At 40.4% G+C, this 11,931-nt stretch carries 13 protein-coding genes and 1 other annotated feature; all 13 genes read right to left on the reverse strand.

The window, feature by feature from the left end; translation table 11 throughout:
- Nucleotides 1-51: 51 nt before the first annotated feature.
- A complete protein-coding gene (locus O2Q26_RS02890; protein ID WP_289214480.1) occupies nt 52-582 on the reverse strand; it encodes a hypothetical protein in 531 nt (176 codons plus the stop codon).
- 110 nt (nt 583-692) lie between these two features.
- A complete protein-coding gene (gene rpoD / locus O2Q26_RS02895) occupies nt 693-1,820 on the reverse strand; it encodes an RNA polymerase sigma factor RpoD (RefSeq protein WP_253934327.1) in 1,128 nt (375 codons plus the stop codon).
- 32 nt (nt 1,821-1,852) lie between these two features.
- Complete coding sequence (dnaG, locus tag O2Q26_RS02900; RefSeq protein WP_289214481.1) at nt 1,853-3,679, reverse strand: DNA primase; 1,827 nt, start codon at nt 3,677-3,679, stop codon at nt 1,853-1,855.
- A gap of 29 nt (nt 3,680-3,708) precedes the next feature.
- On the reverse strand, nt 3,709-4,179 hold the full coding sequence (locus O2Q26_RS02905) for a DUF188 domain-containing protein (protein WP_289214482.1): 471 nt from the start codon (nt 4,177-4,179) through the stop codon (nt 3,709-3,711).
- A 207-nt stretch (nt 4,180-4,386) separates the two neighbouring features.
- Nucleotides 4,387-5,196 carry a pyruvate, water dikinase regulatory protein gene (locus O2Q26_RS02910; protein WP_289214483.1) on the reverse strand — a complete coding sequence of 270 codons (810 nt, stop codon included), beginning with the start codon at nt 5,194-5,196 and terminating at the stop codon, nt 4,387-4,389.
- 34 nt (nt 5,197-5,230) lie between these two features.
- On the reverse strand, nt 5,231-5,860 hold the full coding sequence (gene ccpN / locus O2Q26_RS02915; protein WP_253934331.1) for a transcriptional regulator CcpN: 630 nt from the start codon (nt 5,858-5,860) through the stop codon (nt 5,231-5,233).
- 80 nt (nt 5,861-5,940) lie between these two features.
- Nucleotides 5,941-8,025, reverse strand: coding sequence for a glycine--tRNA ligase subunit beta (gene glyS, locus O2Q26_RS02920; RefSeq protein ID WP_289214484.1), 2,085 nt, complete (start codon nt 8,023-8,025; stop codon nt 5,941-5,943).
- A complete protein-coding gene (gene glyQ, locus O2Q26_RS02925) occupies nt 8,018-8,905 on the reverse strand; it encodes a glycine--tRNA ligase subunit alpha (protein WP_253934333.1) in 888 nt (295 codons plus the stop codon). The genes glyS and glyQ overlap by 8 nt, the downstream gene beginning before the upstream one ends.
- A 55-nt stretch (nt 8,906-8,960) precedes the next feature.
- Nucleotides 8,961-9,133, reverse strand: a binding site (T-box leader).
- 40 nt (nt 9,134-9,173) lie between these two features.
- Nucleotides 9,174-9,926 carry a DNA repair protein RecO gene (recO, locus tag O2Q26_RS02930; RefSeq protein ID WP_289214485.1) on the reverse strand — a complete coding sequence of 251 codons (753 nt, stop codon included), beginning with the start codon at nt 9,924-9,926 and terminating at the stop codon, nt 9,174-9,176.
- A 29-nt stretch (nt 9,927-9,955) separates the two neighbouring features.
- The gene (locus O2Q26_RS02935) at nt 9,956-10,117 is read right to left on the reverse strand and encodes a YqzL family protein (protein ID WP_352232196.1); all 162 of its coding nucleotides are present in this window, start codon (nt 10,115-10,117) and stop codon (nt 9,956-9,958) included.
- A gap of 63 nt (nt 10,118-10,180) precedes the next feature.
- On the reverse strand, nt 10,181-11,086 hold the full coding sequence (era, locus tag O2Q26_RS02940) for a GTPase Era (protein WP_253934335.1): 906 nt from the start codon (nt 11,084-11,086) through the stop codon (nt 10,181-10,183).
- 29 nt (nt 11,087-11,115) lie between these two features.
- On the reverse strand, nt 11,116-11,490 hold the full coding sequence (locus O2Q26_RS02945) for a diacylglycerol kinase family protein (protein ID WP_289214486.1): 375 nt from the start codon (nt 11,488-11,490) through the stop codon (nt 11,116-11,118).
- Nucleotides 11,465-11,929 (reverse strand): rRNA maturation RNase YbeY, encoded by a 465-nt coding sequence (ybeY, locus tag O2Q26_RS02950; RefSeq protein ID WP_253934554.1) that lies wholly within the window; start codon nt 11,927-11,929, stop codon nt 11,465-11,467. Before ybeY ends, O2Q26_RS02945 begins: the two co-directional genes overlap by 26 nt.
- Nucleotides 11,930-11,931: the final 2 nt, after the last annotated feature.

The following is an 11,931-nucleotide window of genomic DNA, read 5'->3' on the forward strand; positions in this document are numbered from 1 at the left end:
TACTTATTTTACTTTAAATTCCTTCCATAGGAAAGGAAAATCAGACAAATACTAAAAAACTGTGGTCAATGCGATAACAATTAGTCCTAATAAACCGAGTATTTTCAGATAAGTATACTGCTTTAACCTGCCGATCAGAAGCCAAATTATAGAGTGAAAACCTGCCATCAAGTAAACCCATAAATTATTATCCATCCAATAACCAGTTATATAAACAGCAAAAACCATAACCAGTACTAAAAGTATGACAAGTGACGTTTGGGCAAAGTGGTGAAATTGATAGGAAGTAGATCTATATAAAATGAAAGCGATACCAACAAAAGTCGACAAAAGACCTGTTTGCAATATAATTCCCAGTTCAGTAAAATAAATGACAAGAAATGAAAGTGGGAGCAATAAAAGGATAACACTTACATAAGTATATAGTAGGTAAGGAATTGTAGTTTTTGATAGCAATCTTTCAGGTTTCTCCATACCTTCAGAATACAATGCCAGAAGAAAATCACAATATTGCTCTGGCAGTAATCGATTCTGCTTCCAATATAATATCTCTTTAACAATCGTTTCATTCCGTTTGTCCAATAGGTTTTCACCCCACCTCTCCTGATAAAACTTTAGGGACCCTCCGGCCCCTAAAGAATGAACAAGATATACCCTATATATCGGATGGGTTCCATTACGGATTAAGGAATTTATTCCATAAAATCTTTTAATCGTTTGCTTCGGCTAGGGTGTCTCAGTTTTCTTAAAGCTTTCGCTTCGATTTGACGGATACGTTCTCTTGTCACACCGAAAACTTTCCCTACTTCTTCTAATGTGCGGGTACGGCCGTCATCCAGGCCAAAGCGAAGACGCAATACGTTTTCTTCACGATCGGTCAGCGTGTCCAGCACATCTTCCAGTTGTTCTTTTAATAACTCGTAAGCTGCATGATCGGAAGGTGATGTCGCTTCCTGGTCTTCAATGAAATCTCCAAGATGAGAATCATCTTCTTCACCGATTGGTGTCTCAAGAGAAACAGGTTCTTGTGCGATTTTCAAAATTTCCCGGACTTTGTCAGGTGTGAGTTCCATGTCCTGTGCAATTTCTTCAGGAGTAGGTTCTCGTCCTAAATCTTGAAGAAGCTGTCTTTGAACCCTGATCAGCTTATTAATTGTTTCCACCATATGGACTGGAATACGGATAGTACGTGCCTGGTCAGCAATCGCGCGCGTAATCGCCTGCCTTATCCACCAAGTGGCATACGTACTGAATTTATACCCTTTACGGTAATCGAATTTTTCAACTGCTTTAATTAGACCCATGTTTCCTTCCTGAATCAAGTCTAAGAAGAGCATTCCCCGTCCTACATATCTCTTTGCGATACTTACCACTAAACGCAGGTTGGCTTCTGCTAGGTCACGTTTAGCTTCTTCGTCGCCTTCCTCAATCCTCTGAGCCAGGCTTATTTCATCCTTGGCAGCAAGTAAATTGACACGACCGATTTCTTTAAGATACATACGGACGGGATCATTGATTTTCACGCCAGGCGGCACACTAAGATCGTTCAAGTTGAACTCTTCTTCTTTGTTCAACTGCTGCATACTAGGGTCCTGGTCAGAATCTCCTATAACTTCAACACCCTGTTCATTCAGGTGCTCGTAATATTCGTCCATTTGATCAGAATCCAATTCAAAACTGGATAATTTCTCAGCAACCTCTTCGTAAGCTAGAACTCCCCTCTTTTTCCCCATTTCAAGGAGCTGTTCTTTAGCTTGCTCTAGAGTTAGTTCGCTGTCATTTTCTTTAGAACGTGATGGCTGTTGTTGCTTGTCCGCCATTAGTCCCCCTCCTTCCGACTATCCATACCAAGTTAATGAGTGTTTTTCAACTCTTGTTTCCGTCTCAAAATTTCCATTGCGATTTGCGCAGCTTTTATAGGATCACCTTGCTGCTCCGCTCTCTTTTGTTCTGCTTCTAAACTTTTGATATCCGTACGATCCGTATTTTCCATTCGGATACGATGGATATAGTCTCCCAGTTCCTGATCGGTTATTTCTTCCTCAGCGTTTGGTGACATCGTCAATTGTATAACTAAATTCTTTAAAGATTCATCTTCCAGACGCTCGATAAATTGACTAATGTCAGGTGCATGGCCATCTTCATAATATGCGTATAAGTGCGTAACGATTACCTGGTGCTCGGAAATATTAAACGCCCCACCTAATTCCTCTTGCACTTTATCAGCAATAACCGGGTTTTTCAACATATTTGCAATAAGCTTTCTTTCCGCATTGTGAAAGGCCGGGAGCAGTTTATGATGCATGGATTGAGAATCTATCGAACGGTTCTGCCAATTTCTCTTCTGTTTCCCTTGTGAAGGGGCTGACGGAACTCGTTTCTTTAATTGATCTACTTCATCTTTTAAGGTTTCCATTGATATATCAAAATCCGCGGCTACTTCTTTTAGATAATGCTCTCTTTCTATGGCACGATCTAATTGAGCTACCTCCTGTAATACCTTTTCGATATAAGCAATGCGATCTCCTTCTAGTTGTAAATTATAATTTCTACGAAGGTAATTTATTATAAATGACGTGTAGGGATCGCTCGCATCTATAACTTCTTTTTTGAAACGATCTCCGCCATGTTTTTTAATGTAATCGTCTGGATCCATGCCTTCGGGTAAACGGGCTACATTTATCTGACAACCTGTAAGCTTGAGAAGTTTCGCCGCTTTAGCTGCGGCATTCATTCCTGCTTCGTCTCCGTCGTAGCAGATGATTGCCTGCTCAGCATAACGGTCGATCAACTGAGCCTGTATTTCGGAAATAGATGTTCCCATTGTCGCTACACCATTCTCTACACCCGCTTGACGGGCAGCAATGACATCAGCATATCCTTCGAACAAAATAATTGTTTTCGTTTTCCTGATGGCCGAACGTGCTAAATCAAAGTTGAAAAGCAGTCTGCCCTTTTGGAAAAGGTCTGTTTCCGGGCTGTTCAAATATTTCGGCTGCTGGTCTCCTAAAGATCTCCCTGCAAAAGCGACGGTTTTCCCTAAATGATTACGAAGTGGAAACATTATTCTTCCTCGAAACCGATCCGAATAGTCTCCTTTATCATTTACATTCAATAAACCTGCTTTTACCATAGTTTGGGGATGGTACCCTTTTTTCTCAAGAAAGGTTACAACAAAAGACGGGGATGTGGGTGAAAATCCGATTTGATACTCCCGGATGATTTCCTCAGTGAACCCTCGATCCAGCATATACTGAAGAGCTTGTTTACCTTCTTTAGAGTTCCGGAGCATATGTGAGTAAAGTTTGGTCAGCCATTCATGAGCCTCCAACATACTTTGAGCTTCAGGATCTTGTTTTCCAGCAGGCTCTTCTTTCATTTGTTCAGGCAAGCCGTGGCCAGTTCTCTCAGCTGTTTTTTGGACAGCCTGAATGAAGTTATACCCTTCTATCTCCATTAAGAAAGAATATACGTTGCCGCCTTTTCCACATCCGAAGCAGTGAAAAATTTGTTTGTCGCTGGATACAGAAAAGGAAGGCGTATTTTCTCCATGAAACGGACACAAACCGAAGTAGTTTCTCCCTTGCCGTTTCAATTGAACGTATTCCCCAATAACCTCTGCTATATCTACTGATTTTCTAATTTCATCGACTGTTTCTTCAGGAATGTGTCCAGCCATATACATCACCATACCAGTTGTAAAATTTACTACATTCCTTTAGGTTCATCATTCTTTTGGAGAAGGTCGTGTAATGCTTTCGAAAATGTGTCGCGATCATTGTTAGTGAAAGCTTTTGGACCTTTCCATTTTTTCTTACGTTTCATCGTTTGCTGACGAAGATGCTTTTGATTCATGATATCCGAAGCCTCTTCCTCTTTAATCAGTTTACCTCGTGGAGTAAGTACGTAAACCCCTTGTAAAGTAAGTAAAACCGCCAAAGAATAATCTTGTGTCACTACTATATCAGCCGTCTTCACATGATTTAGAATATAAAGATCAACTGATTGGGAGCCATGGTCAAGAAAAGTCCAGTTTTCGCCATTTAATTCATTCTTAAAATGGTTCACTGTTGCAATAAACTTGGGCTGAATTTTAAAATCTGAACATACGGCAGTAAGTTCACGTTGAACAGGACAACTATCGGCATCTACCCACACATCACGTTTTAAATTCTGCATAACTCAATAATTCTACAATAATCGTTAGAATCCTTCCCATTTTATAATGTTTTACTTTTCTGAAAAGTGTCCTCACATAATTAGCAATAAGATTATTTTTACACAAATATTTATTATAATACCTATGATTTATAAAATCTATAGTTTTTTTGTTTTTTTTCATGAAAAATCGCGCTTTTATATAAAAAAGCACGATTTTTTCTTAATTCACGATGAGTACTCCCGTAATTTACTCATGATGACGTTAGCAGTTTCTTCGACTGCTTTATGGGAAACATCAATCACGTGACAGCCGATTTGATCAACGATTTGATCAAAATGTTCGATTTCCTGCTGAATCCGATCCATGTTAGCGTAACTCGCTTCAGCACCGAGCCCTAAAGATTTCAAACGTTCTTTACGTATATCGTTCAGCTTTTGTGGACTGATTTTTAATCCGATACACTTCTTCGGATCTACTTTGAATAATTCTTCAGGAGGCTCAACTTCAGGAACGATAGGTACGTTCGCTACTTTTAATCTCTTATGAGCTAAATATTGCGAAAGTGGAGTTTTGGAAGTCCTCGAAACACCAATCAGCACGATATCCGCTTTTCCGATCCCGCGGGCATCTCGTCCATCATCATATTTCACAGCAAATTCAATAGCTTCGACTCTTTTGAAATAATCCTCATCCAGTTTATGAACCAAACCTGGCTCTAAGCGAGGTTCAGTCTTAAAAAATCGTTGCATAGCATCCATCATCGGGCCCATGATATCTATACATTCCAAATCATATTCCTTCGCTTTGTTCAATAGGTGGGTTCTAAACTCAGGAACTACCAGCGTAAAGCCGATCATAGCATTATATTCTTTCGCCTGAGCGACTGTCTCATTAATCGTGCCTTTATCCTCTACATAAGGAATTCTTTGCACATCGAATGGTCCATCATCAAATTGACTTAATGCTGCTTTTACTACTAGCTCTGCGGTTTCTCCTACTGAATCTGAAAGAATGAAAATTAATGGTTTACTCACAGCTTTTCCCTCTCCTTCTGCAAAGACGTACGATTTATAAATGCTGATCTCTTGCAAGCTCCACTAATGCTTTCGTTACGCTCGTCTTCGTCAGTCTACCTATGACTTCCAATCCGCGATCTACAGGCTTCACTACTGGAAGGCCGTCTATTTGTTTCTCAATCAGCTTTTGCGCCGCATCCAATAAGAGATCGTCTTTTTCACAAATAGAAATATTGGGCATCCTTGTCATGATAATATGAACCGGAACTGAAGTTAAGTCATGATTTCCAATACTTGCACGCAATAAATCTTTTCTAGAAAGAACTCCAACAAGCAGTGCTTGATCATTTATGACAAAAAGAGTCCCGACATCTTCTAAAAACATCGTGCAAATTGCATCATATGCGGAAACATCCTCTTCTACAACGACGGGAAGAGCCTGGTATTCATGGACTTTGAACTTTTTTAGTTTCTCCGTCAAAAGTTCAGAACCTGTTTTCCCTGTAAAGAAATACCCAACACGAGGTCTTGCATCTAAATAACCAGCCATAGTTAAAATTGCTAAATCCGGCCGCAAAGTCGCTCTAGTCAAACTCAAGTTTTCAGCAATATTTTCTCCTGTAATCGGTCCATTGTCTTTAACGATTTGTATGATTTGCTCTTGTCTGCTGGAAAGTTCCATTCTTTCACCGCCCTAATCACAACTGTGACATACTATTTAATTATTATAGCTCATTTATTCTGATGGGTAAAAGAGTTCACTTAATATTGTTGTTTCCATTGCACAGCGTTTAAATCGGCAAAATCTAAAATGTCAGACGCAATTTGTTTCAATAGAGCTAACCGGTTGGAGCGCAGCTGCTCATCCTCTGCCATTACCATTGTCTGATCAAAGAACGAGTGGATAGGATCAGCTAGCTGTGCGAGAAGATTCAAGGCACTTTCCGGGTTTTGTTCTTGTAAAGCCTGCTGGTAGTTCTCGTGAATGTCCCTATGAAGTTCGTAAAGTGCAGCTTCACTTTTATTTTCAAACAAAGCCGGGTCTATGGCTGCAGCTTCTGTTTTTTTAGCCAGGTTGAGCACTCGGCCAAGCGCTTCATGTACAGATTTGAATTGATTATCATTACGCTTTTCCATCAAAATGAGTGCTTTGGCGGATGTTTGGGAATATACTTGGATCCCTTGAGCAAGGACTGATTGAATGACATCTGGAGCCATCCCCTCGTCTTTCAATAAGTAACTAGCTCTTGTACGGAAGAAGTCATGCACATCCTGAACGACATCCTCTTTTTTTCTAGTAGGCAAGTTCTTTGTGAAGTAGAAATCGATCACTTCATCCAGTAAATCTTCTACGCACAGTGACCAGTTTCTACCTTTAAGAATTTGTATAACGCCTAATGACTGACGTCTTAATCCATAGGGATCCTGTGAACCAGTCGGAGTATGTCCGATAGCGATAGAGCCGACGATAGTATCAAGCTTATCTGCAATGCTGACCACGGCACCAACTGTTGATTCAGGAAGCTGTCCGTTTGCTTGACGCGGCATATAATGCTCATTTATCGCTGCCGCCACTTCCTCATCCTCTCCATAAATACGAGCGTATTTCTCACCCATGATGCCCTGGAGTTCAGAGAATTCGTCCACCATATGAGTAACCAGGTCAAACTTACTTATTTCCGCAGCTCGTACTGCTTGCTTTTCTACTCGTTCCCCGAGACGCAATTTCCGGCTGATTGACTCGGTAAACTGCTTCACCCTTGACACTTTATCTGCCAAAGTTCCGAGTTCCACTTGATAGACCATACGCTCCAGCTTTTTAAGCTTTTCATCTATAGATCCTTTTTGATCTTCTAGATAAAAAAATTGAGCATCTGCCAAACGGGCCTTTAAAACCTTCTCATTTCCTCGGGCGACAGTTTCGAGGTGTTTGTCATTACCATTTCTGACGGCGACAAAGAAAGGTTGTAACACGCCTTGAGTCGAGCGTACCGGAAAGTACCTCTGATGTTCTTTCATTGAAGTAATTAGTGCTTCTTCAGGAACTTCAAGAAATTCACTGCTGAATTCACCACTGAAAACAGTTGGATACTCTACTAGATGAGTAATTTCATTCAACAATTGGTCATCTTTTACTATCTCCCAATTTCTTGTTTGCTCTAAGTGACTCAGCTGTTGTTCTATCATTGTTTTTCGTTTGTTTTTATCAGCTATAACTTGTTCATTCTTCAATACTTGTTCGTATTGATCCGCATGTTCAATAACAGCTTTAGAGCCAAGGAAACGATGTCCATACGTGAATGCGTCCGTAGATACATTCTCAATCGCAAAGGGAATGACCTGATCATTGAATAACGCAGCAATCCAGCGGATAGGACGAGCATACTTCAAATTAAAGCTCCCCCACCTCATGTTTTTCGGAAAGTTTAAGCTTAGCAGAACTTGTTTGAAATCCGCGAGCAGATCAACAGTGGACTGACCAGGAGTGAATTTTTTCACGTGGACATATTCTACTCCTTTGATCTCTTTAAAATAAATTTCATCTACAGATTGCCCTTGACCTTTAGAAAATCCTATCGCAGCTTTCGACCATTCTCCATTCTCGTCTAGAGCGATTTTCTTAGCTGGTCCTTTCGCTTCTTCCTCAAGGTCAGGCTGTTTATCTGCGACGCCGAAGATTTGAACGGCCAGACGACGAGGAGTAGAGTAGCTTTTAACCGATTCGTAAGGAATCCTTCGATCGTTCAGCCAGGTCTCTGTACTTTTCGTTAACTGTTCGATAGCATCATCAATGAACCTTGCAGGCAATTCTTCTAATCCTAGTTCAAATAAAACCGTATTACTCATAGGACGACTCTCCTTCCTTCAACATTGGGAACCCTAATCTTTCCCTTTCATCAACATAAGCTTTGGAAATTGAACGGGCCAAGTTTCTTACTCTCCCGATATAACCGGTTCTTTCGGTAACTGAGATGACCCCTTTAGCGTCCAATAAATTAAATGTGTGGGAGCACTTAAGTACATAATCGTATGCAGGGAATACTAATCCTTTTTCCATAATGCGCTTCGCTTCTTGTTCATAAGTAGAAAATAAATCAAATAACATTTGATCATCTGATTCTTCAAATGTATAAACGGAATGTTCATACTCTGGCTGAGTAAAGATATCCCCTACTGTTACGCCGTCCGTCCATTCAAGCTCAAACACATTTTCCTTATCTTGGATATAGGAAGCCAAACGCTCCAAACCATAAGTGATTTCTGCTGCTACCGGACGAGCTTCAAGTCCTCCGATTTGCTGGAAATAAGTAAATTGTGTGATTTCCATGCCATCCAACCATACTTCCCAACCTAATCCCGCCGCACCAAGCGTAGGATTCTCCCAATTATCTTCAACAAAACGAATATCGTGTTTTTCAGCATCAATCCCCAGTTTTTCGAGTGATTTCAAATACAGATCTTGAATATTGTCTGGAGATGGTTTCATAATCACCTGGAATTGGTGGTGCTGGTAAAGACGATTAGGATTCTGACCATAACGTCCATCAGCAGGTCTTCTGGAAGGTTCTACGTAGGCAACATTCCACGGTTCAGGACCCAGACTTCTTAATAAGGTCATCGGTGACATAGTGCCGGCACCTTTTTCTACGTCATAGGCCTGCATAAGCAAGCAGCCTTCATCGGACCAATGCTTCTGCAAGGTTAAAATCATTTCTTGAATGTTCATGTTCTACCTCCTAATTAGTAAGCATAAAGAAACCCCGTCTCTATGCCATCATTGACATAGGGACGGGGTTTACCGCGGTTCCACCCTATTTGCTTCCTCTAAAAGAAGCCACTTTGAACGTTCTTTGCTCCGGAATGCCTTCATCGAATTTTTGTTACTCGATTTCCACCATCACGAGTTCTCTATAAACAAAAAAGATCGATTACTACTTTCCATCTACACAATCTTTTATTAGTAAATAGAATCATACTGAATCATCATTCTTTTGTCAATCATTATCGTTAAATAGATCAAGTTGCTTAAGAAATTTTTTTGATTTAAGGAAGTATCCGCCAAAACGATCGTAATATTCGTCCATTATTAAACGGAGCTTCTGTTTGTTTTCATTTTTCATTGAAATTTGCCCTAGCCTTTTAACATCCATATGTAAAAATAAGCGCAGTAGCCTTGCTAATGTATCAGACAAACCATAAGCGTAAGGATCCTTGTGTTTACAACGGGAGCATAAATATCCTCCTTCAACTACTGAAAATGAGAAGGGCCCCTCTTCATTTCCACAATTGACACAGCTGTCAACTTTAGGGGCGAATCCCGCTTTCCGATATAATTTCAACTCATACATCATAGCTAAGATTTCACAATCTTTCCCTTCAGCCATCCACGTATACGTTTGCAGCAGCTGCTCATAAATAAAAGGATCAGGCTGTTTTTCATCGATCAGTTTGTCCGTTAATTCTGCTAGATAGGAGGCATAGGCTGTCTTGACAATATCTTCTCTGATCGAACGCAGGGAAGTCAGCATTTCTCCTTGACTCATCGAACCTAAGCCCGAGCCTATTTGGATTAGGAACTGGGCATGGATAAATGGTTGAGTAATCGAGGCCATTCGGCTTTTTGGTTTCTTGGCACCTCTTGCCATGACCCCGATCTTTCCTTTTTCCCTTGTGAGTATAGTAACAATTTTGTGTGTTTCTCCATAATCTCTCGTTCGTATGACGATACCTTCGATTTTTTCTAACAAAGCATTCACCTGCTCATGGTTTTTACTTCTTAGGAATCTCTCTGTTGTTCCGGCGCAGATGAAGTTTCTTCAACAGGCTGCGGGCTGTCTTCTAATTCCTTCATTAATAAATAGGTTTCTATGTTTCCTGTCCGTCTAAACAAATTCCAGGATAGGTCTAGCACAAGAAACACCGCCTTTCTTAATATCAAATGGAATGACATCCTTAGGTTGCTTCATCTACGCCAAACGATAAGGCTTAAAATTTACCAATCTTAATATTCATCTTCCTTATAACCAAAATCACTTAGCTGGATTTGCTTATTTCTCCAATCCTTCTGTACCTTGACCCACAATTCTAAATAAACTTTACTTCCAAGAAGCAGTTCTATATCTTTTCTGGCTCTCTGCCCTACTTCTTTCAACATGCTTCCTTGCTTACCGATAATGATTCCTTTTTGTGAGTTACGCTCCACGATGATGACAGCCTGAATGAAAACGGCGTTTGAATCGTCCCTTTTCTTCATGGTTTCAATAACTACAGCAATAGAGTGAGGAATTTCTTCACGAGTCAATTGCAGGACCTTTTCACGGATGAATTCACTTACAATGAACCGTTCAGGATGATCCGTGATCTGATCCTCGGGATAAAATTGAGGACCTTCCGGCAAATGGCTTTTTAATACACCAAGCAGGTGATCGACATTGTTCCCTTCTAATGCTGAAATAGGAACAATCTCTTCAAAATCTAACTTTGACCTATATTCTTCAATCAAAGGCAGCAGCTGATCAGGATGGACTTTGTCAATTTTATTTACGATCAAAAAAACGGGCTGGTTGATTTTTTGTAAACGATCGAGTATGAATTGGTCGCCGCGTCCATATCCTTCTTCAGCATTGATCATAAACATAATGGCATCGACTTCGTTCAGCGTATTCTCTGCCACGTTGACCATATAATCGCCTAATTTATGCTTCGGCTTGTGGATGCCTGGTGTATCAATAAATATCATTTGAGCGTCTTTTTCTGTAAGGACACCTGAGATTTTATTTCTAGTGGTCTGAGGTTTATCACTCATAATGGCGATTTTTTCACCGATTACCCGGTTCATAAAAGTTGATTTCCCTACATTCGGGCGGCCTATTATAGCTACAAACCCTGATTTAAACGTTTCTTCCATATGCTTATTGCCTCCATTAATCCTTTTGTTTAAAACATGATGTCCATCAATTTAGGTAAGAAAATGATACATCCTATGATGATTGAACTTATTGCTGCGACCAACACAGCTCCAGCTGCTATATCTTTAATTTCTCCTGCGGAAGCGTGCCATTCAGGAGCCAGGTAATCCATTACCCTCTCGATGGAGGAGTTTATCATTTCTAATGAAATCACTAGCGCAATTATACCGAAAAGCACCGCCCATTCCATTAATGAAACGTCAAGAAATGCAGCGAAAAAGATAACAACGACACTTATTATCAAGTGGATTTTAAGGTTCCTTTCCTTACGAAACACTTGCTGTATTCCACGAAGTGCGTGTCTTAAGCCAATCAGCTTACGACCTTTGTAATCCATACTCATGTAAAATTTCCTCTTGACGAGCGAACATCTTTTTCTCATCTTCTTCAGTTTTATGGTCGTAACCAAGCAAGTGAAGAAAACCGTGTAACGCTAAAAAGCCGAACTCACGCTCTAAAGAATGGTCATACTCTTTGGCCTGCTCATTAGCCTTGTCTACAGAGATCACAATATCGCCTAAGAGAACAGGAAGATCTTCATTCTGGACCTCTACCTCACCATCCCCCAATTCCTGCATAGGGAATGAAATGACATCCGTAGGCGAATCAATTTGACGGTAATTACGGTTCAATTCCTGTATCTCTTTATTGTCCACAAAGGAAATAGAAATCTCCGATTCCGCCACCTCTTCTTTTTTAGCTGAAAATTGGATGATACGTTCCACTAAGTCAATGAATGCTTCATCCACCGAATTTGTGGCATCATGAAAGTCTATCTGAATCA

This window comes from Halobacillus campisalis, assembly GCF_030345335.1.
Lineage (GTDB): Bacteria > Bacillota > Bacilli > Bacillales > Halobacillaceae > Halobacillus_A > Halobacillus_A campisalis.

Bases quoted from the DNA above. Each gene is read 5' to 3' on its own strand.
- rpoD (WP_253934327.1), bottom strand. From the start codon at position 1,820: ATGGCGGACAAGCAACAACAGCCATCACGTTCTAAAGAAAATGACAGC.
- dnaG (WP_289214481.1), bottom strand. From the start codon at position 3,679: ATGGCTGGACACATTCCTGAAGAAACAGTCGATGAAATTAGAAAATCA.
- O2Q26_RS02905 (WP_289214482.1), bottom strand. From the start codon at position 4,179: ATGCAGAATTTAAAACGTGATGTGTGGGTAGATGCCGATAGTTGTCCT.
- ccpN (WP_253934331.1), bottom strand. From the start codon at position 5,860: ATGGAACTTTCCAGCAGACAAGAGCAAATCATACAAATCGTTAAAGAC.
- glyS (WP_289214484.1), bottom strand. From the start codon at position 8,025: ATGAGTAATACGGTTTTATTTGAACTAGGATTAGAAGAATTGCCTGCA.
- glyQ (WP_253934333.1), bottom strand. From the start codon at position 8,905: ATGAACATTCAAGAAATGATTTTAACCTTGCAGAAGCATTGGTCCGAT.
- era (WP_253934335.1), bottom strand. From the start codon at position 11,086: ATGGAAGAAACGTTTAAATCAGGGTTTGTAGCTATAATAGGCCGCCCG.
- O2Q26_RS02945 (WP_289214486.1), bottom strand. From the start codon at position 11,490: ATGAGTATGGATTACAAAGGTCGTAAGCTGATTGGCTTAAGACACGCA.